This is a genomic window from Curtobacterium sp. ZW137 (genome assembly GCF_003762905.1).
GTDB lineage: Bacteria > Actinomycetota > Actinomycetes > Actinomycetales > Microbacteriaceae > Curtobacterium.
In genome coordinates this window covers 647,781-671,766 of record NZ_RJKS01000001.1, presented here as the reverse complement: position 1 = coordinate 671,766, position 23,986 = coordinate 647,781, and the positions used below count along the sequence as shown (strand labels likewise).

The following is a 23,986-nucleotide window of genomic DNA, read 5'->3' as shown; positions in this document are numbered from 1 at the left end:
CTCCGCGATGACCGCCCGTCCCGGCCTCCGCCACACCTCGCGGATCCTGCTGCTCGACCCCGAGGGCCGCGTGTTCCTGATGGACACGAACGCGCCGTCGAGCGACGGCTTCCACCGCTGGATCACGCCGGGCGGCGGGGTCGACCCGGGGGAGGGCCACCGGGATGCGGCGATCCGCGAGCTCCGTGAGGAGACGGGCATCGTCATCGACGACCCGGGGGAGCCGGTCTGGTCGTGGGACTTCGACGTCGTCTGGGACCAGGCGGACCACGACCGTGGGCACGCAGAGTTCTACGTGGTGCGGACGACCGGTTTCGTGCTCTCCGCAGACGAGTGGACCGACGACGAGCGCGTCGACATCCTCGACTCCCGCTGGTGGACCGCGGACGAACTCGACGCCACGGACGAGCCGTTCGAGCCCGCGGAGCTGCCGGACCTGGTGCGCCGGTTCGGCTGACGCGCGGTCACTCCCGCGGAGTGAGCACGCAGAACTCGTTGCCCTCGGGGTCCGCGAGCACGACCCACGGCACGTCGCCCTGACCGACGTCGGCGAGGCTCGCACCGCGTGCCACGAGCCCGTCCACGGCGTCCTGGTGGGAGTCGTCCGGCGCGGGGACCAGATCGATGTGCAGGCGGTTCTTCACCGCCTTGCCCTCCGGCACCGGCACGAAGACGATGCCCTGCGGCAGCTGCTCACGCGGGATCGTCCCCTCGAGCCCCTCGGCGAAGGCCGGCGCGATCACCGCTTCGTCGTCGGACTCGTACACGACGGGCCAGGAGAGCGTCTCGCCCCACCAGCGCGCGAGGGCGTGGGGGTCGGAGCTGTCGACGACGACGGAGTACCAGCGGAGTGCCATGGCGCCAGTATGGCCGCGCACGGTGGTCTCGTCCGCCTTCTCCGTGTCGGCGCCGACCAGTACCCTGATCGACATGCATACCAGTGAGTCGCCGGTGGCCGACAGCCACGACCGGATCCGGGTCCGTGGCGCGCGGGAGAACAACCTGCGGGGCATCGACGTCGACCTGCCGAAGCGCCGACTGACCGTCTTCACCGGGGTGTCCGGCTCCGGCAAGAGCTCGCTGGTCTTCGGCACCGTCGCCGCCGAGTCGCAGCGGATGATCAACGAGACCTACAGCGCCTTCGTGCAGGGGTTCATGCCGTCGCTCGGCCGTCCGGGCGTCGATGTGCTCGACGGCCTCACCACGGCGATCGTGGTCGACCAGGAACGGATCGGCGCGGACCCGCGGTCCACGGTGGGGACGGTCACGGACGCCAACGCGATGCTCCGGATCCTGTTCAGCCGGCTCGGGCAGCCGCACGTCGGCGGGCCGAACGCGTTCTCGTTCAACCTGGCGACGGTGTCGGCGGGCGGGGCCATCACCGTGCAGAAGGGCGCCGACGCGAAGGCGCAGAAGGTGTCCTTCAACCGCCTCGGCGGCATGTGCGCCCGGTGCGAAGGGCGGGGGAGCGTCACCGACATCGACCTCACGCAGCTCTTCGACGACTCGCGCGCGCTGCGGGACGGCGCACTGACGATCCCCGGGTACGGCACCGACGGCTGGAACGTCCGGCTGTACGCCGAATCCGGGTACTTCGACGGGGACAAGCCGATCCGCGACTTCACCGAGCAGGAACGGCAGGACTTCCTGTACCGCGAGCCGACCAAGCAGAAGATCGCCGGCATCAACATGACGTACGAAGGGCTCGTGCACCGGGTCCGCCGGTCGTTCCTGCAGAAGGACCGCGAAGCGATGCAGCCGCACATCCGCGCGTTCGTGGACCGCGCCGTCGCGTTCACCACCTGCCCGGACTGCGGCGGGACCCGCCTCAACGAGACTGCGCGGTCGTCGAAGGTCGCCGGCAAGGACATCGCCGAGGTCTGCGCGATGCAGATCACCGACCTCGCCGCGTGGCTGCACGGGCTCGACGAACCCTCGGTCGGACCGCTCCTCGACGGCCTCCGGGACGCCGTCGACTCCTTCGTGGAGATCGGGCTCGGGTACCTCTCACTCGACCGTCCCACCGGCACGCTCTCCGGTGGGGAAGGGCAGCGCGTGAAGATGGTGAAGCACCTCGGGTCGAGCCTCAGCGACGTCACCTACGTCTTCGACGAACCGAGCACCGGGCTGCACCCGCACGACATCGAGCGGATGAACGGGCTGCTGCTCCGCCTCCGCGACAAGGGCAACACCGTGCTGGTGGTCGAGCACAAGCCCGAGGTCATCCAGATCGCCGACCACGTCGTCGACCTCGGCCCGGGCGCCGGCACCGGTGGCGGAACACTCTGCTACCAGGGGTCGATCGACGGACTGCGGGGGAGCGGGACGGTCACCGGGAAGCACCTCGACGACCGGGTGTCCGTGAAGTCCTCCTTCCGGAGCCCCACCGGCGCGATCGAGATCCGCGGCGCGGACCGGCACAACCTGCAGCACGTGGACGTCGACGTGCCGCTCGGGGTGCTCACCGTCGTCACCGGGGTCGCCGGCTCCGGCAAGAGCACGCTCATCCACGGCTCGCTGGCTCCGCGCGACGACGTCGTGGCCATCGACCAGAGCGCCATCAAGGGGTCCCGTCGGAGCAACCCGGCCACCTACACCGGGCTCCTCGAGCCGATCCGCAAGGCCTTCGCGAAGGCGAACGGCGTCAAGCCGGCCCTGTTCAGCGCCAACTCGGAGGGTGCTTGCCCGTCGTGCAACGGGGCCGGCGTGATCTACACCGACCTCGGCATGATGGCCGGCGTCTCCACCACGTGCGCGGAGTGCGACGGCAAGCGGTTCGACCAGTCCGTGCTCGAGTACCGACTCGGCGGCAAGGACATCAGCCAGGTGCTCGCGATGCCCGTGGCCGAAGCGGAGCAGTTCTTCGCCGCCGGTGACGCCCGGATCCCCGCGGCGCACGCAATCCTGCAGCGGCTCGTCGACGTCGGGCTCGGGTACCTGACCATCGGACAGCCGCTCACGACGCTGTCCGGCGGCGAACGGCAGCGCCTGAAGCTCGCGACACACCTCGGCGAACCGGGCGGCATCATCGTCCTCGACGAACCGACGACGGGGCTGCACCTCGCCGACGTCGCGCAGCTGCTCGGGCTCCTCGACCGGCTCGTCGACTCCGGCAAGAGCGTCGTCGTCATCGAGCACCACCAGGCCGTGATGGCGCACGCGGACCGGATCATCGACCTCGGGCCCGGCGCCGGACACGACGGCGGTCGTGTGGTGTTCGAGGGCACGCCCGCCGAACTCGTCGGCGACCGCACGACCCTGACCGGGCAGCACCTGGCGGACTACGTCAGGGGCTGAACCCGGCGCCGATGCGCGCCGTCACCGCGACCCCGCGGTCCGTCCGTCGCGGAGGAACCCGAGGAAGTCGGCACGGACCCGGTCGAGGTCGGGGGAGCGGCCCGTGATCTCCCGGATGCTGGCCACCGCCTGGCCGACCGCCATCCAGCCGCCGTCAACGGTCCTCCGCCCGGCGGCCCGGGCGGCGCGCAGCAACGGCGTGTCGATCGGGAAGTAGACGGCGTCCGCGACCCAGGCGTCGGCAGGCAGCACCGACGGATCGAACGCGGCGCGTCCGTCGTCGTTCATGCCCAGGGGAGTGGCGTTGACGGCGCCGTCCGCCTGCGCCAGCACCGACGGCGCGTCGTCGAGGGCGACGGTGTCGACCACGTCCGATCCCAGCGACACCCGGAGCCCCTCGGCCCGGTCGGCGTCCGCATCGACGATCGTCAACCGCCCGACGCCGAGTGACACCAGCGCGTACGCGATCGCCGCGCCGGCGCCGCCCGCGCCGAACTGCACCACGGCGGCACCGGCGACACTGCCCGGACCCTGCTCGATCGCGATCCGGAAGCCGAGCCAGTCGGTGTTGTGGCCGATCCGGTGGCCGTCACGGAAGACGACGAGGTTGACCGCGCCGATGCGCGCCGCGTCCGGGTCGAGATCGTCGAGCAGCGGGATCACGGCCTGTTTGCACGGGTGCGTCACGTTGACGGCGGCGAAGCCCTGCGCCTGCACCTCGTCGAGCACGGCCGGCAGATCGGACGCCGGGCGCCCGAGCGCATCGAGGTCGAGGAGCCGGTACTCCGAGTCGAGGCCGAGGCGCGCGCCCTCCGACTCGTGCATCAGCGGCGTGAGCGACCTGCTGAGCCCCGAACCGATCAACCCGACGAGCACGCGTTCCACGGTGCTCGACGATAGCGCCGTTCCGCTCGGCCCGGCCACGCGGCGGACGGGAGGCTCGGTGGCGGTCGGGTGTCGAGCCTCCAGACCGGTGGGTGAGGCGCCCACGGCACGTGGTGCGGCGCCCGGACGGCTTGCGACGCGCCCAGACTGGCGCGCGTAGCGTCCGGCGCATGAGCTACAGCCAGCCAGACCCAGCCGAGGAAACCACGCAGAGCGAGGCTCCCGAGCAGCCGGACACCGACACCGACGCGGTGGAGGAGTCCGGGCGCGAGGACGCGGCGCTGGAGATCGACGCGGACGACGTGCCGACCTCCGACGCCTGAGCAGTTCGCTCCGCACGACCGAGAGCAACGAGCACCACACCACAGAACGGACACGACACGTCGGAGGACCGGGGTGTCGTGTCCGTTCTGTGGTGCCGGGTCCGTCGTGTTCCGGCTCGGCGGACAGCGCTCAGGGCAGGATCGAGTCCACGTAGCCGCCGTCGGCACGCAGCGCGCCGCCCGTCGTCGCCGATGCCCGCGGTGAGGCGAGGTAGGTCACCATGTGCGCGATCTCCTCGGGCTCGATGAGTCGTTCGATGAGGGACTGCGGGCGGTGCTCGCGCATGAACTCGCGCTGCGCCTCGTCCCACGGCAGGTCGGTCCCGACGAGCTGCGCGACGAAGTCCTCGACGCCGCCCGTGTGCGTCGGCCCGGCGATCACGGTGTTCACGGTCTCGCCCGAGCCCTTCGCCGCCTTCGCGAAACCGCGGGACACGGCGAGCAGCGCGGTCTTCGTCATGCCGTAGTGGATCATCTCCGCCGGGACCACGACGGCGGAGTCGCTGGCGATCGAGATGACGCGTCCCCACCGCCGCTCGGTCATCCCCGGCAGGTAGGTCCGGATCAGCCGGATGGCGGACAAGACGTTCACCTCGAAGTACCGACGCCACTCGTCGTCTGTGATCTCCAGGGGCGGCCTGCTCTCGAAGATGCCGAGGTTGTTGACGAGCACGTCGACGTCACGGGCCCGCTCGGCCATCGTCGTCGCGCCGGCCTCGGTGGCGAGGTCCGCGGCGACGCCGTCGACGACGGCATCCGGAACGGCACCACGGACGTGCTCCACCGCGCGGGCGACCCCGTCCTCGCTGCGGCCGTTGACCACGACGGATGCGCCGGCGCGCGCCAGGTCGACGGCGATGGCGAGTCCGATGCCCTGGGTCGATCCGGTCACGAGCGCTGTTCGGTCCTGGAGTTCGTGCTGCACGGGTGGTTCCTTCCGCCGGGGGAGTCAGTACGCTCGTGCCTGACTACCACGTCGGCGCCGCTGGCGACGGATCGGCCGGAGTCGTTCCGGTGCCGACGGTGGACAGGACGAGCCGGGCGGAGCAGGCTGACTGCATGGGACGACCCATCGTGCACGTCGAGGTCATCGGCCCGGACCCCGAGCGGCTCCGCAGGTTCTACGGCGCGCTGTTCGGCTGGGACGCACCGGCCGGAGCGCCGGTCGCGCCCGCGGTGTCCGAGCCGTCTTCGTACGCGTTCGTCGAGCCGGACCCGAGCGCGGGCGCAGCGGCAGGCGGCATCGGCGGCGGCCCCGGGTTCGGCGCGCACACAGTGTTCTACGTCGGTGTGGACGACGTGGCCGCTTCGGTCCGTCACGCCGTCGAGCTCGGGGGGACGCTGGTGATGGACGTGCAGCGGAACGAGGACGGCTTCGTCGCGGTGGCGCACATCGCGGACCCTGCGGGCAACCTGGTGGGGCTCGCCGGACCGCTCTGACGTCCTCCGGAGCACGCTCGGCCGCGCGCCGATAATGCATATTATGTCAGGTCACGTGGCGCGAGGCTCATGACCTGAGCGGCACACGAACGTCCCCACCGCCCTGACGGGTCAGCCGCTCGCCCATCGTGATCGCGGTCGGCGCCGGGACGAAGCCGCCGGCCAGGAGCGCTTCCCCCTGGCGGAAGAACGGCGACTCCTCGAGCATCGGAACGGGCACGAAGCCGAAGAGCGTCGCCAGCTCCGCGATGTCCGACGGTGAACTCATCCGCATCAGTGCGAGGTTGTCGCACTGCGAGATCACGTTCCGCTGCACCTTCGCCGGTCGCTGTGTCGAGAGCAACAGCCAGAGCCCGTACTTGCGCCCCTCGGCGGCGATCTGGACGATCCGGTCGCGGACCGCGTTCTGCAGGGGCGAGCCGTCGTCCGACGGACAGAGGTTGTGCGCCTCGTCGATGACGACGAGCAGCGGCCGTCGTCGTTCCCGCTTCGCCCAGAGGTCGTCGAGGACGGACATCGCCACGACCAGGTACTCGTCCGGGTTCGAGAAGCCCGCGAGGTCGAGCACCGTCGCGTCGGGCCGTTCGTCGAGGACCTCCGCAGCGGCTCGGTGCTCGCGCGCCCACAGGTCCCATCCGAGGAGCCCGAGGTTCTCGACCCGTGCCGAGAGCGCCCGGGCCGCGGCGGAGTCGCGCGTGCGGAGCTGCGGCACGATCTGCGTCGTGTCCTGGCTCCCCACCTCGAGCTCGAGGTGGACCAGCTCGTTGTACTCGTCGCGGTCCGCGACCGGGTCGAGCCGCAGGACAGCGGCCTTCCCCTCCATCGACAGCGCGGTGAACCGGACACGGAGTGCTTCGTGATCGCCGGGACGCGGTCGGAGCACCCGCACGCTCCGGTGCTGCAGCTCGTCCTGCGCGGCACGGCCGGCCGCCGTCGACGCGGTCCCGGCACGCTCCCCCAGGGCGACGAAGTCGCTGTTGGGATCCAGGATCACCATCGGGAGCCGCGTGTGCAGCAGGACCTGTTCGAGCAGGACGCCCAGCGCGTAGGTCTTCCCCGAGCCGCTCTGCCCGCACCAGAACGTGTGTCGGTTGAGCCGTGCGGCGAGGACGCCGACCGGGACCGGGTGACCCACACGCAGGGTCCCGAGCTCGAGCAGCTCGCCGGATCCCCCGAACAGACGCGTCGACACGTCCGGGGCCGCCGGCGCGAGCACGGCGCTCCCGAACGCGCGTGTCGCGCCCGGCGTCAGCGAGCCGTCGTCCGCGAGCGCGCCGAGGAGGGACCCGCTCCCCCGCGACGAGCCGTCCGACGAGAGCGAGAGGTCGTGCACCTGCCCGACCTGGACCCCGGCATCGTCGGTCACGGTGACGATCGACCCGATCGCGAGGCCGCTCTCGAGCGGGACGTGGAGGTCGAGGCGTCGACCGTCCTGCGATGAGGCGGTGCCGGCACGGTCGGTGCTCGGGGTGGGTTCCTGGCTGCGCTGCATGATGGGCCGAGCGTAGGAGCGGCGCAGGCGGCCTGCTTCACCCCTTGCGGATGAGGCTTCGCGCTCCGCCGTTCCGTGGCGCGGCTCAGTGCTCCGAGCTGTAGACGACGCAGTCCTGCACGAGCTCGGCCGCGTTGGACGTCGCACTGAAGGTATCGGACGTCGCCGGCGCCGCTGCCGTGTCCGCGTCCTTCGCGAGGTCGTTCACCGGCACGAGCTGCCCGTCGAAGTCACCGCTGCTCGGGTCCTTCGTGCTGCCCCACACCGCGACGTCGTCGTCCGACAGTGCGCTGCCGGACGCCGGCGTGATCGCGGCACCGATGTACCACCCACCGTCGCCCGGCTGGACCTTCGCGAGCAGGTCGCCGTCGAGGCCCTTCGCGGTCTGGGTGAGGGCGGCGACCGCGGCGCCCGAAGCGGATCCGCACTCGGCTGCCGGGGTCGTGTTCTCCGCCAGCGGGCCGGTCGCGGCGGGGTCGAGCTTCTGCGCGTTCCCGACACAGCCGCTGAGCACGAGGGCGATGCCTGCGGCGGCGAGCAGCGCCGAGACGGTCTTCCTGTTCGTCGTCATGAGCGCGACCGTAGGCGAGCCCTGGTGGGCGTCGTCTCAGACGAGCGCGACCGTCATCCCCGCCTGCGCCGCCGGACCGTCCATGGCCACGAGCGCGTCCGGGAGCTCGTCGAAGGTGATGGTGCGCCCCAGCGTGACACCCGGGTCGAGGCGTCCGGTGACGATGTCGTCGAGCATCGCGGCGTACTCCCCCACGGAGATGCCGTGGCTGCCGAGCAGCTCGAGCTCCTCGGCGATGACGCGGCCCATCGGGATCGCCGGGGCGGCTTCTTCGTCGAGCAGGAGACCGACCTGGACGTGGCGACCACGCGGGCGGAGCGACGCGACCGCGGTGACCGAGGTGGCGCGGCTGCCGAACGCGTCGATCGACAGGTGCGCTCCCCCGTCGGTGCGTGCACGGACCTCGTCGACGGCGGCCGGACCGGACGTCACGGTGTCCGCGCCGAGCGCGGCCGCACGCGCGAGTGCCGCGGGCGAGACGTCGACCGCGACGACGTGGGCTCCGGCGGCGACGGCGACCACGATCGCGGAGAGCCCGACTCCCCCGCAGCCGACGACGACGACGTGCTCACCAGCACGCACCCGCCCGCGCTCGTGGAGGGCGTGGTAGGCGGTCCCGAAGCGGCATCCGAGTCCGGCGGCGTCGACGAACGCGACCGCGTCGGGCAGCGCGACGAGGTTCACGTCGGCGTGCGGGATGGCGAGGAGCTCGGCGAACGAGCCGGGCAGCGTGAACCCTGGTTGCTCCTGCCGTGTGCAGACCTGGGTCTGTCCCGCCAGGCACTCCCGGCAGGTGCCGCACGCGAAGACGAACGGCGCGGTGACACGGGCACCGAGCCGGTGGTGTCGGACCTCGGCGCCGACCTCGACGACGACGCCCGCGAACTCGTGACCCGGGACGTGCGGCAGGTGCACGGAGTCGTCGTGGCCGCGCCAGGCGTGCCAGTCGCTCCGGCAGACGCCCGTGGCAGCCACCTCCACGACGACGCCGTCCGGAGGACACGTGGGTCGGTCGACGTCGACGATCTCGGGGAGCGTCCCGAACTGCTGGTACCGGACTGCGCGCATGCGTCCACCCTGCCAGTCCGGGGCGACGGCGAGCGTTCGACATCTCGTAGAATTGCCGCATGTCCCCCACCGCGGTCCGCCGCAGCGTCCGGATGTCCCTGTTCGCCGTCGTCGTCGGTCTGACGAGCCTGGTGCTCGCCGATCCCGCCGACGCCCACTCGGCCCTCGTGTCGAGCAACCCGACCGATGGTCAGACGGTGCACGCCCCGATCGATCGCGTCGACCTCACGTTCTCCGAGGCGCCGCTCACCGGACTCGACGCGGGACTCCGCATCGAGGTCCGGGACGGAGCCGGTGCGGACGTCTCCACCGGCCAGGTCCTGGTCGACGGCACGACGATGTCGAAGGCCGTCGCGCTGACCGACGGCGCGTACACGGTGCGCTGGCGGTACGTCTCCCCCGACGGGCACCCGATCACGGGCGAACTCGGGTTCACCGCGGCGCTGCCCGCGACCACCCCGACGGCTGCTTCCCCGAGCGTGAGCCCGAGTGAGGACCCGAGCCCGGGGCCGACCGAGATCGAGGTGACGCTCGAGGCCACGGGGCCCGCGTCGGCCGCCGACGAGAGCGGCACGCCCTGGGCGGCACTCTGGGTCGGCGGTGGCGCGCTCGTCCTCGCCGCGGCGCTCGTCGTGGTCGCGACGCTCCGCCGCTGCACCCCGTCCGACGACTGAGCCGGCTCGACGCGGCGACCGCGCCGGACGACCCCGTCCCGACCGGGCCGGGCTGGGTCGGCCGCGGGCTGCGGGCTGCCGGTCAGTACTCGATGCGGCCCGTCCGGTCGTGGAACTCGCCCGTCGGCCCGTCCGCGCCGAGCGTGGCCAGCGCGACGGTCGCGTCCGTGCCCTCGGTGACGGTCTGGTGCCCGCCGAACCCGTTGAACTCCGTCGCGGTGTACCCGGGGTCGCTCGCGTTCACCCGGAAGGTCGGCAGGTTCTTCGCGTACTGCACGGTGAGCGCGATCACGGCACCCTTCGACGCGGCGTACGGGATCGCGGGCACCGGGTACTCGTCGCGGCCCGGCGTGCTGAGCCACCGTGCGAACCCGACCCCCGACGCGACGTTGACGACGACCGGGTTCGACGACGCGCGGAGCAGCGGGAGCGCGGCCTGGGTGACCCGGACGATGCCGGTGACGTTGGTGTCGAGGACGTGGGCGATCGCGGCGGCGTCGAGGTCGTCGACGCCGAACGAGGTGCCGAGGATCCCGGCGTTGTTCACGAGGACGTCGAGCTCCGGCAGGGAGGCGATGGCCGCGTCGACGCTCGCCTGGTCGGTGACGTCGATCGCGACGACGTGTGCGCCGAGTGCCCGGGCCGCGTCGCCGGCTGCGGGGTCGCGCATCCCGGCGTACACGGTGTGGCCGGCCTCGACGAGTCGGCGGGTGGTCTCGAGCCCCAGGCTGCGGTTGGCTCCGGTGATGAGTGTGGTGGTCATGGGCCCAGCCTCGTCCCGTGGTCGCGGATGACCCAGGTGCCCTTCGACAGTGGGACCGGGAGTACCACCTCGGGGCGGCGGGTCCGAGGGAGGATGGACGCATGAGCGAGTTCGCGAACGTGCTGCGGTCCTGGCGCGACCGGGTGACCCCGGAGGAGGTCGGGCTGCCCGCGGCACCCGGCCGTCGGACGCCGGGGCTCCGCCGCGAGGAACTCGCAGCACTCGCCGGGGTGAGCGTCGACTACGTCGTGCGTCTCGAACAGGGCCGGTCGACGAACCCCTCCCCGCAGCTCCTCGGCTCGCTCGCCACCGCCCTCCGCCTCACCACGGAGGAGCGCGACCACCTGTTCCGTGTCGCCGACGCCGCTCCCCCGTCGCGCGGTGTCGTGCCCCGGCACATCACCCCGGGGGTGCAGCGTGTGGTCGACCGGCTCGGCGACGTGCCCCTCGCCGTGTTCACGGCGACCCACGACATCCTGCTGTGGAACGGCCTCTGGGCGGCGCTCACCGGCGACCCCGAGCGACTCGTCGGGCCGGAGCGGAACCTGGTGTGGCGGCACTTCATGGTCGGTCACGACGGCGTCGAGTACGACGACGACCACCAGGAGGAGTTCTCCAGCGACCTGGTCGCCGACCTCCGCGCCGCGCTCGGGCGGTACCCGGGTGACCGGCAGCTCGCCGACCTCGTCGCGCGGTTGCGCCGCGAGTCCCCGGAGTTCGAGCGGCGGTGGGCGACGGCGCGCGTGGCCGAGCACCGGGCGAGCCGGAAGACGCTCCGGACGCCGGTGGGGCCGATCGCGGTGGACTGCGACGTGCTCAGCGTGCCCGGCGGGGACCTCCGGATCGTCGTCTACACCGCGGTGCCGGGTTCCGAGGACGCCGCGAAACTCGACCTCCTCCGGGTGACCGGGCTGCAGACGCTCACGCCGCGCTGAGCACCAGCGACGCGTTCTGCCCGCCGAACCCGAACGAGTTGTTCAGCGCCGCCCGGATCGTCGTCGACCGAGCCGTCCCCGACACCACGTCGAGGTCGATCGCCGGGTCGAGGTGCTCCAGGTTCAGCGTCGGCGGCACCACCCCGGTCTCCAGCGCGCGGATGGTGAGGATCGTCTCGACAGCCCCTGCCGCACCGAACATGTGGCCGATCGCGCTCTTCGGCGCGGTGACCACCGCCTCCCGACCGACGACCCGTGCGATCGCCTGCGCCTCGCTGGCGTCCCCGACCGGCGTCGACGTGGCGTGCGCGTTGACGTGGTCGACGTCGGCACCGGTGAGCCCGGCCATCCGGAGCGCCGAGGTCATGGCGCGCTCCTGACCCGACCCGTCCGGCCGCGGCGCGGTGATGTGGAAGGCATCGGAGGTGATCCCCCACCCCGCCAGCACCGCGTGCACCCGGGTGTTCCGGGCCGCCGCGTGCGATGCCCGTTCGAGCACGACGATCCCGGCGCCCTCACCGAGCACGAAGCCGCGTCGGGACACGTCGAACGGCCGGGACAGCGTCACCGGGTCCTCACCGTTCGGCTTGGCGAGCGCCTGGGACTGCGCGAACGAGGCCATCGTGACCGGGGTGACCGCGGCCTCCGCTCCCCCGGTGACGACCACGTCCGCCTCACCGCTCCGGATCAGCCGGGCGGCCATCGCGATGGCCTCCGCACCCGACGCGCACGCCGAGACGGTCGTGTACGCACCGGCCCGGGCATCGAGGTCGATGCTGATCTGCGCGGCGGCGCCGTTCGCCATGAGCATCGGCACCGTCCGCGGCGACACCCGCCTGGCGCCGTTCCGACCGAGCTCGTCGTGCGCGTCGAGCAGGGTCTCGATCCCGCCGATCCCGGTCCCGAGGACGACCGCGAGCCGCTCGGGGTCGACGGACGGCGCGCCGGCGTCGGCCCACGCCTCCTCGGACGCGACGAGCGCGAGCTGCTGGCTCCGGTCGAGGCGTTTCGCACGCACCCGGCCGAGTGCCGCGTCGGCGTCCAGGTCCGCGTCGGCGCCGATCCGGATCGGGACCTGCGCCCAGAGGTCGCCGTCCCGCTGCAGTTCGTGGACGCCGGACCGCCCGGCGACGAGCGCGTGCCAGAGCGGGGCGACGCCGTGCCCGAACGGCGAGACGGCGCCGTAGCCGGTGATGACGATGTCGTCGGAGTCTCGATTTGTATGCTGCACAAGTGGAGTTGTACCACGTACAATTCAGCGATGGCAACCACACGGGGCACGGCGACACGCGCCCGGATCCTCTCGGCGGCGGCCGATCTCCTCGCCGACCGCAGTCCGCGCGCGCTGACCGTGAGCGAGGTCGCGCGGGCCGCCGGGGTCTACCCGAACCAGATCACGCACCACTTCGGCTCGAAGGACCGACTCGTGATCGACGCCGCCTTCGTCCGGTTCCTCCGCGACACCACGCGGTTGCAGGCGGCCGGTCGACGGGCGACGACGGCGCCGGCGTTCCGCGACGTCCTGGCCCGGACCGCACTCGCGATGCCCTCGACCGGGCTCCTCGTCACCGCGCTCGGACTCGCGCAGGACGACGACGCCCTGCGCGAGCGCACCGGCACGTTGCTCGCCGTGCTGTTCCGGCAGTCCGAGCGCTACCTCGAGCGCATCGTCGGCGACCACGGCTGGACGAGCGCGCACGGGATCCCCCGCGATGCGCGGACGTTCTGGAGCGCGGTCTTCGGGGCCACCCTGTTCGCCACCGCGGGCGCCGTCGGCGGGCCGTCCGACGTGGACGTCGCCGCGACCGTCAGCATCACCGACTGACCCCGGCGTCGCGCCTGAGCCGCCGGACCCCGGCCGCGAGCCGGAGCCGACCGACCCCGGCGACGCGCCGGAGCCGACCGGTCACTCCCCGAAGCCGGAGCGCACCAGTTCGTCGAGCGCGTCGACCGCGTCCTGGGCGTCGTCGCCGCTGGCCTCGATGGTCACCGTCGCCCCCTTGGGCAGCGCGAGCGCCATGATCCCGAGCAGGCTCTTCGCGTCGACGCCGTTCACGCGGACCGCGGCGTCGTACTTCGCGGCGGTCTTCACGAACTCGGCCGCTGGGCGGGCGTGCAGCCCGGTCTCGTTGACCAGCTCGACGGTCGTGGACGCGCTCACATCGCCGACGGGACCGGCGCCGCCATCCGGCACCGGGCCTCCAGGCCGTCCTCCGTCCGACAGGCGGTCGCCGGCATCCGGACCGGAGGCCGTGCCCGCGTCCGCCTCGGACGCTGCGGCGGACGCCGCGGCGGCCAGCACCGCGTCGACGTCACCACCGGTCTGGGCCGCGACCGCGGCGGCCACCGCACCCTCCACGATGGGGGCGTCGGACACGTGGACCCGTTCCCGGACGTCGTCGTCGAGGAAGTCCAGCGCCGTGTCGGTGGTCAGGTAGGCGGAGCCGAGGTCGCACAGGACGACGATCGCGTCGGCGCCGGAGAGCTCCTCGATGCCCGCGGTGATCGCCTCGAACGAGGTCCCGATCCCGCCGTCGTCCGTGCCGCCCGCCGCGACGAGCTGCACGTCCGCCGCCATCTGCCGGGCGAGCTCCACGGTGCCGGACGCGATCGCCGCGCTGTGCGAGACGATCAGGATGCCGACGCTCACGCCGCGTCCACCGCGGCGCGGAGGATGTAGGCCGTGGACTGTGCGCCGGGGTCGCGGTGCCCGACGGCGCGTTCGCCGAGGTAGCTGGCGCGGCCCTTGTGGGCGACGAGCGGCTCGGTGGACTCGGCGCCGGTGACCGCGGCGTCCGCGGCGGCCGCGAGCACCCGCTCCGGGCTCTCCCCCGCCTGCGCAGCGGTGGCGGCCGCGTCGACCGCCGGGGTCCACGCGTCGATCATCGTCTTGTCGCCGACGGCGGCCTTGCCGCGCGAGACGACGCCGTCGCGCGCCGCGGTGAGCACCGCGACGAGGGTGTCCGCGTCGAGCTCGGCGGCGTCACCGGCGGCCTGCGCGGCCTTGAGGTACGCGGTCCCGAAGAGCGGACCGGCGGCACCGCCGACCGTCGAGATGAGCTTCGTGGCGACCGTCTTGAAGACCGACCCGGGGGTGTCGAACGAGCCACCGTCGACGGCCTCGAGCACGGCGCGGAAGCCGCGGTCGAGGTTCTCGCCGTGGTCGCCGTCACCGATCTCGCGGTCGAGCGTGACGAGTTCCGCCCGGTGCTCGTCGATCGTCGCGGCGGTGCGTCGGACCCAGTCGATGGCCCATGCGGTGTCGAGCGCCAATTGGTGTTCCTTCCTGCGGGCCGAGCACGGCCCGGATCGGCGGCCGGACGGTGCCGGCCGGTCGGTGTCAGCGGCCCCAGCGCAGCGCCGGGGTCTCGACCGGTGCGTCCCACAGGGTGATCAGGTCGTCGTCGAGCACCGTGACGGTGATCGAGAACCCCTGCATCTCGAGGGACGTGACGTAGTCGCCCACCAAACTACGCGCGACCTCGTGGCCGCGGTCCGCGAGCACCTCGGCGGCGCGTCGGTAGGCGATGTAGAGCTCGGAGAGCGGCGTCCCGCCCATCCCGTTCACCAGGAGCAGCAGCCGGGAGCCGGCAGGGGCAGCGAGGTCGGTGAGGATCGGCTCGAGGACCCGGTCGACCAGGGCGTCCACCGGTGCCATCGCGATGCGTTCGCGTCCGGGTTCGCCGTGGATCCCGATGCCGAGCTCGGCCTCGTCGTCCCCGAGCGAGAAGGACGGCTCCCCTGCGTGCGGCACGGTGCCCGGCGCGATGGCGAGGCCCATCGACCGCGTGACGTCGTTGACGTGGCGGGCCACGGCCGCGACCGCGTCGAGGTCGTCGCCGCGCTCGGCAGCGGCACCGGCGCACTTCTCGACGACGACCGTGCCGGCCACGCCGCGGCGGCCGGCCGTGTAGAGCGAGTCCTGCACGGCGACGTCGTCGTCGACCACGACCGACTCGACCCTGATGTCGTCCATCCCGGCGAGCTCGGCGGCCGTCTCGAAGTTGAGCACGTCGCCGGTGTAGTTCTTCACGATGTGGAGCACGCCCGCTCCGCCGTCCACGGCCTTCGTCGCCGCGACGATCGGGTCCGGGGTGGGGCTCGTGAAGACGGGACCGGGAACGGCGGCGTCGAGCATGCCGTACCCGACGAAGCCCGCGTGCAGGGGTTCGTGCCCGCTGCCGCCGCCGCTGACGATGCCGACCTTGCCGGACACCGGGGCGTCGGCGCGGTGCAGGTGGATCGGGTCCTCGACGAGGACCACGTGACCGGCGTGCGCCTGGGCGAACCCCCGCACGGTCTCGATGACGACGTCCTGCGGGTCGTTGATGAGCTTCTTCATGACGGGGCCTCCACGGGTCGGACGCCCGGACGAGGCCTGCACACCGCCGACGTCGTCCGGAGTGGGCCCAGGCTACAACGGGCGTGCGTTCCCCGGACCTGCACGTTCGTGCACGGGGTGCCCGTGGGGATCCCGCCCCGGAATGGCCTGACGCACACTCCTCATGCACGTTCGTGCAACTTCCCGCAGATCGCTCACGTGTTCATCACCCGTCGGAAATCCCCGGCAGTATGCTCGCCACAATCACTCGATGGGGAGTGCCGAGCAGCATCGGGACCCCCAACCAGCGCAATGGAGGTCACCGATGGACGACATCGGCGTCAAGTTCCTTTCCGAGCTCGTCGGCACCACGATGCTCATCATCCTGGGTGGCGGTGTCGTCGCCGCCGTGTCACTCAAGAAGTCCAAGGGCTTCGGCGCAGGCTTCCTCATGGTCACGATCGGTTGGGGCTTCGCGGTCTTCGCCGGCGTCACCGTCTCGTACAAGTCCGGCGGCCAGCTGAACCCGGCCGTCAGCCTCGCCCAGGCCATCCTCGGCAACATCACCGTCGGTGAGATGTTCCTCTTCTGGCTCGCCCAGCTGATCGGCGCGATCATCGGTGCGGTCATCGTCTGGCTCGCCTACAAGCAGCACTTCGACGAGGAGCCCGACCCGGCCGCCAAGCTCGGCGTCTTCTCCACCGGCCCGGCCATCCGCTCCTACGGCTGGAACCTCGTCACCGAGATCATCGGCACCTTCGTCCTCGTCTTCGTGGTGATCGCGTTCACGAACGGCAAGACCCCGTCCGAGCTCGGCGCCATCCCCGTGGCGTTCCTCGTGATCGCGATCGGTGTCTCCCTCGGTGGCCCGACCGGGTACGCGATCAACCCGGCCCGTGACCTCGGCCCGCGCCTCGCGCACGCCTTCCTGCCCATCAAGGGCAAGGGCTCGAGCGACTGGGCCTACGCCTGGGTGCCGGTCGTCGGTCCGCTCATCGGTGGTGCGATCGCGGCAGGTCTGTCGTACGCACTGCTCCCCCTCGCCTGATCCCACACCCGTCCCCGTCGGCCGGCCCCAACGCCGGGGCCGGCCGCAGCACCGAACACCCGTAAGGAGCACCAATGGCCGACTACATCGTCGCCATCGACCAGGGCACGACCAGCACCCGTGCAATCGTCTTCGACCACTCCGGTTCGATCATCTCCGTCGGACAGAAGGAGCACGAGCAGATCTTCCCGCGCGCGGGATGGGTCGAGCACGACCCCGCCGAGATCTGGGACAACGTCCGTGAGGTGATCGGCCAGGCACTCTCCCGCGCCGACATCACCCGACACGACGTCGCCGCGGTCGGCATCACGAACCAGCGCGAGACCGCGGTCGTGTGGGACAAGACCACCGGCAAGGCCGTCTACAACGCGATCGTCTGGCAGGACACCCGCACCCAGTCGATCGTCGACAAGCTCGCCGACGGCGACACCGACCGCTACAAGTCGGTCGTCGGACTCCCGCTCGCGACGTACTTCGCCGGCACCAAGATCATGTGGATCCTCGAGAACGTCGAGGGTGCACGCGAGAAGGCCGAGGCCGGGGACCTGCTCTTCGGCACCACCGACACCTGGGTCCTCTGGAACCTGACCGGTGGCGTCGACGGCGGCGTGCACAAGACCGACGTCACGAACGCGTCCCGCACGCTGTTCATGGACCTCGAGACGCTGCAGTGGCGCGACGACATCCTGGCGGACTTCGGTGTGCCGAAGTCGATGCTCCCGGAGATCGTCAGCTCCTCCGAGGTCTACGGCCACGTCGAGTCGTCGAACCTCCTCCGCGAGGTCCCGATCGCCGGCATCCTCGGCGACCAGCAGGCCGCGACGTTCGGCCAGGCCGCGTTCGACAAGGGCGAGTCGAAGAACACGTACGGCACCGGCAACTTCCTGATCTTCAACACCGGCACGGAGATCGTCCGTTCCGAGAACGGGCTGCTGACGACCGTCGGCTACAAGCTCGGTGACCAGGAGACGCACTACGCGCTCGAGGGCTCGATCGCCGTCACGGGGTCGCTCATCCAGTGGCTCCGCGACAACCTGGGCCTCATCCAGAGCGCCCCGGAGGTCGAGGCGCTGGCGAAGACGGTCGACGACAACGGCGGCGTGTACTTCGTCCCGGCGTTCTCCGGCCTGTTCGCGCCGTACTGGCGTCCGGATGCCCGCGGTGCGATCGTCGGCCTGACGCGCTACGTCAACAAGGGCCACATCGCCCGTGCGGCCCTCGAGGCCACGGCGCTGCAGACCCGCGAGGTCCTCGACGCCGTGAACGCGGACTCCGGCGTGGACCTGACCGAGCTCAAGGTCGACGGCGGCATGACCGCCAACAACGAGCTCATGCAGTTCCAGGCGGACATCCTCGACGTGCCGGTCGTCCGACCGGTCGTCGCGGAGACCACCGCGCTCGGCGCCGCCTACGCAGCCGGCCTCGCCGTCGGTTTCTGGGCGAACCTCGACGAGCTCCGTGCCAACTGGCAGGAGGACCAGCGCTGGGAGCCGCAGCTCGACGCCGCGGAGCGCGACCGCACGCTGCGCCTCTGGAAGAAGGCCGTCACGAAGACCTTCGACTGGGTCGACGAGGACGTCCAGTAGTCGTCAGCTGACGCGACGCACCAGCCGGGAGGCCCGGTGCCGGTCCCTGGGACCGGCACCGGGCCTCCCGTCCGTGGTCCAGGGCCGTGGTGTGCCCGACGTGACCCGCGCGGTCCGTCGGCTACGCGACGGGTGCCGCGTCGACCCAGTCGGCGAGCTTCCGCTCGGCGGCACCGGAGTCGATCGCCTCGGCCGCGACGACGAGCTGCTCGCGGAAGCGGTGCAGGATCGGCCGGTCCCACTGTTCCGGGTCCTCGGCGAGGCGGAACGAGACCAGGCCGGCCGCGGCGTTCAGGAGCACGATGTCGCGGACCGGACCGGTCTCCCCCGCCAGGACACGCCGGACGATCGCCGCGTTCTCCGCGGGTTCGCCGCCGAGCAGGTCCTCCATCCGGGCACGGGCGATGCCGAGGTCGCGCGGGTCGAGGTCGTGCTCGGTGACGCGGCCGCCGGTGACCTCCCAGATGTGGCTGTGGCCGGTCGTGGTGAGCTCGTCGAGGCCGTCGTCGCCGCGGAACACCAGTGCGGTCGCGCCGCGCGTCTGGAACACGCCCGTGATGATCGGGACCAGCTCGAGCTGCGCCACGCCGACGGCGTTCGCCTCGCACCGTGCGGGGTTCACGAGCGGGCCGAGGAAGTTGAAGACGGTCGGCACGCCGATCTCACGGCGGACCGGGGCGGCGTGCGCGAAGCCCGGGTGGAAGGCGCTCGCGAAGGCGAAGGTCAGCCCGACACGCCGGAACGTGTCCGCGACGCGCACCGCGTCCATCGTGAGGTCGAGACCGAGCGCCGCGAGGACATCGCTCGAGCCCGACTTCGAGGAGCTCGCGCGGTTGCCGTGCTTGACGACCGGCACGCCGGCGGCGGCGATCACGATCGCCGCCATCGTCGACACGTTCACGGTGCCGACCACGTCGCCGCCGGTGCCGACGATGTCGAGCGCCATCGGATCGACGTCCAGCGGGACGGCGGCTTCGAGGATCGCGTCGCGGAAACCGACCACCTCGTCGACGGTCTCGCCCTTGGCGCGGAGGGCCACGGCGAAGGCGGCGATCTGGGCGTCGGTGGCGCGCCCGTGCACGATCTCCTCCATGGCCCATGTGGACTGCCTGATCGTCAGGTCCTCGCGCGCCATGAGCGCACTGATGACGGCAGGCCAGGAGAGAACGTCAGACATACCCGCGATCGTACTGTTTTCGAACGACCCGCCAGTTGCCTGGCAAAACACTGTCGGTGGTTTCGGCCATAATGGACTCTGTGACAAGCACCCCTCTCTCCAGACCAGCCAGCGGTACGGTCCTCAACAGGCCGAACCCCGTTGCCGTGGGGACGATCGTGTGGCTGGGCAGCGAGGTCATGTTCTTCGCCGGCCTGTTCGCGATCTACTTCACGCTGCGCAGCACCTCCCCCGAGCTCTGGGCGACCGAGACCGCCCACCTCGAGGTGCCGTTCGCCTCGGTGAACACGATCGTGCTGGTCCTGTCCAGCTTCGCGTGCCAGTTCGCGGTCTTCGCCGCCGAGCGCTTCCAGGTGCACCGCACGAGCTGGAACCCCCGTGACTGGGGCATGACGGAGTGGTTCTTCGTCACGTACTGCATGGGCGCGGTCTTCGTCTGCGGCCAGATCTTCGAGTACGCCAACCTCTGGCACGAGGGCATCACGCTCTCCTCCAGTGCCTACGGCTCGGCGTTCTACTTCACCACCGGCTTCCACGGCCTGCACGTGACCGGTGGCCTGATCGCCTTCCTCCTGACGCTCGGCCGTGGCTTCGCCGCGAAGAACTTCGGCCACAAGGAGGCCACCACGGCCATCGTCGTGTCGTACTACTGGCACTTCGTCGACGTGGTCTGGATCGGCCTCTTCGCCGTCATTTACCTTCTCAAGTAGGAATCGGACAGCACCCACCGCATGTTCAACAGAACCAAGTCCAAGAAGGGCCGCCGCTCCCCGCTGGCGACCGTCTCGCTCATCGTCGTCGGTCTGATGACCACCGGCGGTGCGTACGCGCTGTTCAGCTCCACGGCCTCCGCCGACGACAGCAGCACGACCACGGTCGCGGCCGCGAGCCAGTCGCAGGTGAACGAAGGCCAGAAGCTCTTCGCGTCGAACTGCGCCACCTGCCACGGCTTGTCCGCACAGGGCACCAGCGAGGGCCCGTCCCTCATCGGTGTCGGCGCAGCGTCGGTCGACTTCCAGGTCGGCACCGGTCGCATGCCGATGGCTGCCCAGGGCCCCCAGGCCGAGGAGAAGCCCTCGCAGTTCACCGACACGCAGGTCGACGCCCTCGCGGCGTACGTCGCCTCGCTCGGCCCCGGTCCGTCGATCCCCTCGACGTCGCTCACCGACGGCTCCGACGGTGACGCCGCCGCCGGTGCGGAGCTCTTCCGCATCAACTGCGCGATGTGCCACAACGTCGCCGGTGCCGGTGGTGCCCTGACCGAGGGCAAGTACGCGCCGAACCTGACGAACGTCACGGGCAAGCACATCTACGAGGCCATGGTCACGGGCCCGCAGAACATGCCGGTGTTCAACGACCTGAACATCACGCCGCAGCAGAAGGCCGACATCATCACGTACCTCAAGTACGTGCAGGACAACGCTTCGCCCGGTGGCTTCGGCCTCGGCGCCCTCGGCCCGGTGGCAGAGGGTCTGTTCATCTGGATCTTCGGACTCGGCGCGGTGGTCGCGATGACCGTCTGGCTGACCGCGAAGTCCAACTGATCGTCCGTGTCGCACGACACTGAAGGGAACACCATGGCAGAGCACGACGACGAGGCGCTGAACTCGTCCTCGGCTGTCGAGAAGCACGGCACCTCGGTGCCGGCCGGCACCGCGGTCCTGCCCGCGGAACCGTTCGAGAACCCGGGTGAGCCGCCGCACCGCGCGCGCCGCACCGACGTCGACCCGAAGAAGCAGCGGCTGGCCGAGCGCCAGGTCGCGACGTTCTTCTACCTCTCGATCGTCGGCAGCGTCCTGTCGATCGCCGCGTACGTCGCGTTCCCGATCAAGTCCGACGACTTCGGCACGGTCCGCACCGCGAACCTCTTCCTCGGTCTGGCCATCTCGCTCGCGCTGCTCGCCCTCGGCATCGGCGCGGTCTACTGGTCGAAGTCCCTGGTCTCCGACCGTGAGATCAGCGAGCTCCGCCACCCCACCCGTGGCACCGACGCGACCCGCGCGAAGGCCGTCGAGGCCTTCCAGCTCGCCGACAAGGAGTCCGGCTTCAGCCGTCGCAAGCTGATCCGCAACTCGATGATCGGCGCCCTCGTGGCGTTCCCGCTGCCCGGCATCGTGCTGGTCCGCGACCTCGCCCCGGCCGCCGACCCGAACGAGCTCCTCCGCCACACCATGTGGGCGAAGGGCACGCGCCTGACGAAGGACCCGACCGGTCTGCCGATCAAGGCCTCGGACGTCACCATCGGCTCGGTCTTCCACGTGATCCCGGACGGGCTCCTCGACAAGGAAGACATGCTCGAGGAGAAGGCCAAGGCCGCGGTGCTCCTCATGCGCCTCGACCCGAAGGACCTCAACCCCTCGAAGGGCCGCGAGAACTGGGGTTACGACGGTATCGTTGCCTACTCCAAGATCTGCACCCACGTCGGATGCCCGGTCGCGCTCTACGAGCAGCAGACGCACCACCTGCTGTGCCCCTGCCACCAGTCGACCTTCGACGTCTCGAACAACTGCGACGTCATCTTCGGTCCGGCGGCTCGCCCCCTCCCCCAACTTCCGATCGCGATCGACGACGACGGCTACCTGGTTGCGCAGAGCGACTTCCACGAGCCGGTCGGACCGTCCTTCTGGGAGCGTGAACGCTGATGACCAGCACCACCACCACGAACGCACCGAACACGGCGAGCACCAAGCCCGCTCCGGAGCGTGGGTCCCGCATCATCGGCGGGGTCGCCAACTACATCGACGAGCGCACGAGCATCTCCGGTCTGGTGAAGGAGGTCGGTCGCAAGATCTTCCCCGACCACTGGAGCTTCATGCTCGGTGAAGTCGCGCTGTACAGCTTCGTCGTCATCCTGCTGTCGGGGACGTTCCTGACGTTCTTCTTCGGTGCCTCGATGACCGAGGTCGTCTACAACGGCTCCTACGTCCCGCTCAAGGGCGTCGAGATGTCGACGGCACTCCAGTCGACGCTGAACATCTCGTTCGACATCCGTGGCGGGCTCTTCGTCCGGCAGATCCACCACTGGGCGGCCCTGCTCTTCGTCGCCTCGGTGATGCTGCACATGGCCCGCGTGTTCTTCACCGGTGCCTTCCGCAAGCCGCGCGAGCTCAACTGGGTCTTCGGCTTCGTACTGTGGGTCCTCGCCATGGCCGAGGGCTTCACCGGCTACTCGCTCCCCGACGACCTGCTCTCCGGCAACGGTCTCCGCATCATCGTCGGCATGATCGAGGGCGTCCCGGTGATCGGCGTCTGGATCGGCTACATCCTGTTCGGCGGCGAGTTCCCCGGAACCGCGATCGTCGGCCGCCTGTACACGCTGCACATCCTGCTGCTCCCGGCGATCCTCGTGGCGGTCCTCGGCGTCCACCTCGTGCTCGTCGTGGTCAACAAGCACACGCAGTACGCGGGCCCCGGCAAGACCAACGACAACGTCGTGGGCGTCCCGATCCTCCCGGCGTTCGCCGCGAAGGCCGGTGGCTTCTTCTTCATCGTCGCGGGCATCCTCGCCCTCATCGCGTCGCTGTTCACGATCAACCCGATCTGGAACTACGGCCCGTACGACCCCTCCCCGGTGTCCGCCGGTACCCAGCCCGACTGGTACATCGGCTTCGCGGACGGCGCGCTCCGACTGGTGCCCCCGCACTGGGAAGTCGTGTGGTTCGGCTACACGGTGTCGTTCAACATCCTCGCGCCGATCGCGGTGCTCGTCGGACTCATCCTGGCGATCTTCATCTACCCCTTCATCGAGGCGTGGGTCACCGGCGACAAGCGTGAGCACCACATCGCGGACCGTCCCCGCAACGCCCCGACCCGCACCGCGTTCGGCGCTGCCGGAGTCACGCTCTACGCCAGCCTCTGGGCCGCGGCGAGCTCGGACATCATCGCGACGCACTTCCTGGTCTCGATCGACAGCGTGATCCACGTCATCCAGGCCACGACCGTCCTCGGCCCGTTCGTCGCCTTCTGGATCACGAAGCGCGTGTGCCTGGCGCTGCAGAAGAAGGACCGCGAGATCGTCCTCCACGGCTACGAGTCGGGCCGCATCGTCCGACTCCCGCACGGTGAGTACATCGAGGTCCACGAGCAGCTCGACGAGTACGAGCGCTGGAAGCTCCTGCAGTTCAACGAGTACAAGCCGCTCATGATCCGTCCGAACGCCAAGGGGCAGATCACCCCGGTCCAGAAGGTCCGCGCCGGCATGTCGCGCTTCTTCTTCGAGGACCGCATCGCGCCCGTCTCGAAGTCCGAGCTCGAGGCTGCGCACGCCGCGCACCACGGCCCAGACCTCGAGGGCACGCACCAGGCCCCGCAGGTCGGAGCCGGCGGACACTGAGTCCGGACAGCGCAACGAAACAACCCCCGCCACGATCGTGGTGGGGGTTGTTTCGTGCCACGCCGCCTTCGGT

At 70.9% G+C, this 23,986-nt stretch carries 25 protein-coding genes; 13 read left to right on the top strand and 12 right to left on the bottom strand.

The window, feature by feature from the left end; genetic code table 11:
* Positions 1-7 precede the first annotated feature (7 nt).
* A complete protein-coding gene (locus tag EDF55_RS03180) occupies positions 8-457 on the top strand; it encodes an NUDIX hydrolase (RefSeq protein WP_123653463.1) in 450 nt (149 codons plus the stop codon).
* Positions 458-464: 7 nt separating this feature from the next.
* Here EDF55_RS03180 and EDF55_RS03175 read toward each other — a convergent pair whose 3' ends face one another.
* Positions 465-932, bottom strand: coding sequence for a VOC family protein (locus tag EDF55_RS03175; RefSeq protein ID WP_311317139.1), 468 nt, complete (start codon positions 930-932; stop codon positions 465-467).
* Here EDF55_RS03175 and EDF55_RS03170 point away from each other — a divergent pair.
* Positions 931-3,297 carry an excinuclease ABC subunit UvrA gene (locus EDF55_RS03170; protein WP_123653462.1) on the top strand — a complete coding sequence of 789 codons (2,367 nt, stop codon included), beginning with the start codon at positions 931-933 and terminating at the stop codon, positions 3,295-3,297. The two genes, EDF55_RS03175 and EDF55_RS03170, sit on opposite strands and share 2 nt — an antisense overlap.
* A 21-nt stretch (positions 3,298-3,318) precedes the next feature.
* On the opposite strand, the gene EDF55_RS03165 is transcribed toward EDF55_RS03170, so the two are convergent.
* Complete coding sequence (locus EDF55_RS03165; protein ID WP_123653461.1) at positions 3,319-4,182, bottom strand: shikimate dehydrogenase; 864 nt, start codon at positions 4,180-4,182, stop codon at positions 3,319-3,321.
* A 170-nt stretch (positions 4,183-4,352) separates the two neighbouring features.
* On the opposite strand from EDF55_RS03165, the gene EDF55_RS18670 reads away from it, so the two are divergent.
* Entirely contained in the window at positions 4,353-4,505 is a 153-nt protein-coding gene (locus EDF55_RS18670) for a hypothetical protein (RefSeq protein ID WP_165931544.1), read from the top strand.
* Between the two features lie 130 nt (positions 4,506-4,635).
* Here EDF55_RS18670 and EDF55_RS03160 read toward each other — a convergent pair whose 3' ends face one another.
* Entirely contained in the window at positions 4,636-5,430 is a 795-nt protein-coding gene (locus EDF55_RS03160) for an SDR family NAD(P)-dependent oxidoreductase (protein WP_123653460.1), read from the bottom strand.
* 134 nt (positions 5,431-5,564) lie between these two features.
* Between EDF55_RS03160 and EDF55_RS03155 the strand changes: the two genes are divergently transcribed.
* On the top strand, positions 5,565-5,945 hold the full coding sequence (locus EDF55_RS03155) for a VOC family protein (RefSeq protein WP_123653459.1): 381 nt from the start codon (positions 5,565-5,567) through the stop codon (positions 5,943-5,945).
* A gap of 67 nt (positions 5,946-6,012) precedes the next feature.
* Here EDF55_RS03155 and EDF55_RS03150 read toward each other — a convergent pair whose 3' ends face one another.
* The 3 genes from EDF55_RS03150 to EDF55_RS03140 all read right to left on the bottom strand — a co-directional run bounded on the left by EDF55_RS03150 (position 6,013) and on the right by EDF55_RS03140 (position 9,076).
* Entirely contained in the window at positions 6,013-7,437 is a 1,425-nt protein-coding gene (locus EDF55_RS03150) for an ATP-binding protein (RefSeq protein WP_123653458.1), read from the bottom strand.
* Positions 7,438-7,522: 85 nt separating this feature from the next.
* The gene (locus tag EDF55_RS03145) at positions 7,523-8,008 is read right to left on the bottom strand and encodes a hypothetical protein (RefSeq protein ID WP_123653457.1); all 486 of its coding nucleotides are present in this window, start codon (positions 8,006-8,008) and stop codon (positions 7,523-7,525) included.
* Positions 8,009-8,044: 36 nt separating this feature from the next.
* Positions 8,045-9,076, bottom strand: coding sequence for an alcohol dehydrogenase catalytic domain-containing protein (locus EDF55_RS03140; protein WP_123653456.1), 1,032 nt, complete (start codon positions 9,074-9,076; stop codon positions 8,045-8,047).
* A 59-nt stretch (positions 9,077-9,135) separates the two neighbouring features.
* Between EDF55_RS03140 and EDF55_RS03135 the strand changes: the two genes are divergently transcribed.
* Positions 9,136-9,750: a copper resistance CopC family protein gene (locus tag EDF55_RS03135; RefSeq protein ID WP_123653455.1), complete on the top strand. Its 615-nt coding sequence runs from the start codon at positions 9,136-9,138 to the stop codon at positions 9,748-9,750.
* 82 nt (positions 9,751-9,832) lie between these two features.
* Here the strand turns inward: EDF55_RS03135 and EDF55_RS03130 are convergent, their stop codons facing one another.
* The gene (locus EDF55_RS03130; protein WP_123653454.1) at positions 9,833-10,513 is read right to left on the bottom strand and encodes an SDR family NAD(P)-dependent oxidoreductase; all 681 of its coding nucleotides are present in this window, start codon (positions 10,511-10,513) and stop codon (positions 9,833-9,835) included.
* A 101-nt stretch (positions 10,514-10,614) separates the two neighbouring features.
* Between EDF55_RS03130 and EDF55_RS03125 the strand changes: the two genes are divergently transcribed.
* On the top strand, positions 10,615-11,448 hold the full coding sequence (locus EDF55_RS03125) for a helix-turn-helix domain-containing protein (protein WP_123653453.1): 834 nt from the start codon (positions 10,615-10,617) through the stop codon (positions 11,446-11,448).
* On the opposite strand, the gene EDF55_RS03120 is transcribed toward EDF55_RS03125, so the two are convergent.
* Entirely contained in the window at positions 11,435-12,679 is a 1,245-nt protein-coding gene (locus EDF55_RS03120; protein ID WP_221180719.1) for a beta-ketoacyl synthase, read from the bottom strand. The genes EDF55_RS03125 and EDF55_RS03120 overlap by 14 nt on opposite strands.
* Before the next feature lie 30 nt (positions 12,680-12,709).
* Here EDF55_RS03120 and EDF55_RS03115 point away from each other — a divergent pair, with 30 nt between their 5' ends.
* Positions 12,710-13,273, top strand: coding sequence for a TetR/AcrR family transcriptional regulator C-terminal domain-containing protein (locus EDF55_RS03115; RefSeq protein ID WP_260235754.1), 564 nt, complete (start codon positions 12,710-12,712; stop codon positions 13,271-13,273).
* 81 nt (positions 13,274-13,354) lie between these two features.
* On the opposite strand, the gene dhaM is transcribed toward EDF55_RS03115, so the two are convergent.
* The 3 genes from dhaM to dhaK all read right to left on the bottom strand — a co-directional run bounded on the left by dhaM (position 13,355) and on the right by dhaK (position 15,790).
* Positions 13,355-14,098: a dihydroxyacetone kinase phosphoryl donor subunit DhaM gene (gene dhaM, locus EDF55_RS03110; RefSeq protein WP_123653451.1), complete on the bottom strand. Its 744-nt coding sequence runs from the start codon at positions 14,096-14,098 to the stop codon at positions 13,355-13,357.
* Complete coding sequence (gene dhaL / locus EDF55_RS03105) at positions 14,095-14,721, bottom strand: dihydroxyacetone kinase subunit DhaL (protein ID WP_123653450.1); 627 nt, start codon at positions 14,719-14,721, stop codon at positions 14,095-14,097. Before dhaL ends, dhaM begins: the two co-directional genes overlap by 4 nt.
* A gap of 67 nt (positions 14,722-14,788) precedes the next feature.
* Positions 14,789-15,790, bottom strand: a complete 1,002-nt coding sequence (gene dhaK, locus EDF55_RS03100; protein ID WP_123653449.1) for a dihydroxyacetone kinase subunit DhaK — start codon at positions 15,788-15,790, stop codon at positions 14,789-14,791.
* 304 nt (positions 15,791-16,094) lie between these two features.
* Here dhaK and EDF55_RS03095 point away from each other — a divergent pair, with 304 nt between their 5' ends.
* Both EDF55_RS03095 and glpK read left to right on the top strand, forming a co-directional pair.
* The gene (locus EDF55_RS03095) at positions 16,095-16,817 is read left to right on the top strand and encodes an MIP/aquaporin family protein (protein WP_123653448.1); all 723 of its coding nucleotides are present in this window, start codon (positions 16,095-16,097) and stop codon (positions 16,815-16,817) included.
* 74 nt (positions 16,818-16,891) lie between these two features.
* Positions 16,892-18,403, top strand: a complete 1,512-nt coding sequence (glpK, locus tag EDF55_RS03090) for a glycerol kinase GlpK (protein ID WP_123653447.1) — start codon at positions 16,892-16,894, stop codon at positions 18,401-18,403.
* A gap of 121 nt (positions 18,404-18,524) precedes the next feature.
* Here glpK and trpD read toward each other — a convergent pair whose 3' ends face one another.
* A complete protein-coding gene (gene trpD / locus EDF55_RS03085) occupies positions 18,525-19,580 on the bottom strand; it encodes an anthranilate phosphoribosyltransferase (protein ID WP_123653446.1) in 1,056 nt (351 codons plus the stop codon).
* A 71-nt stretch (positions 19,581-19,651) separates the two neighbouring features.
* Here trpD and EDF55_RS03080 point away from each other — a divergent pair, with 71 nt between their 5' ends.
* Genes EDF55_RS03080 through EDF55_RS03065 form a run of 4 tightly spaced genes read left to right on the top strand, consistent with a single transcriptional unit; the run spans position 19,652 to position 23,913 of the window.
* Complete coding sequence (locus EDF55_RS03080; protein ID WP_123653445.1) at positions 19,652-20,290, top strand: heme-copper oxidase subunit III; 639 nt, start codon at positions 19,652-19,654, stop codon at positions 20,288-20,290.
* Positions 20,291-20,311: 21 nt separating this feature from the next.
* Positions 20,312-21,124, top strand: coding sequence for a cytochrome c (locus EDF55_RS03075; protein ID WP_123653444.1), 813 nt, complete (start codon positions 20,312-20,314; stop codon positions 21,122-21,124).
* A 33-nt stretch (positions 21,125-21,157) separates the two neighbouring features.
* Positions 21,158-22,222 (top strand): ubiquinol-cytochrome c reductase iron-sulfur subunit, encoded by a 1,065-nt coding sequence (locus EDF55_RS03070; protein WP_123653443.1) that lies wholly within the window; start codon positions 21,158-21,160, stop codon positions 22,220-22,222.
* Positions 22,222-23,913, top strand: coding sequence for a cytochrome bc complex cytochrome b subunit (locus EDF55_RS03065; RefSeq protein WP_123653442.1), 1,692 nt, complete (start codon positions 22,222-22,224; stop codon positions 23,911-23,913). The genes EDF55_RS03070 and EDF55_RS03065 overlap by 1 nt, the downstream gene beginning before the upstream one ends.
* The last annotated feature ends 73 nt before the right edge of the window (positions 23,914-23,986 follow it).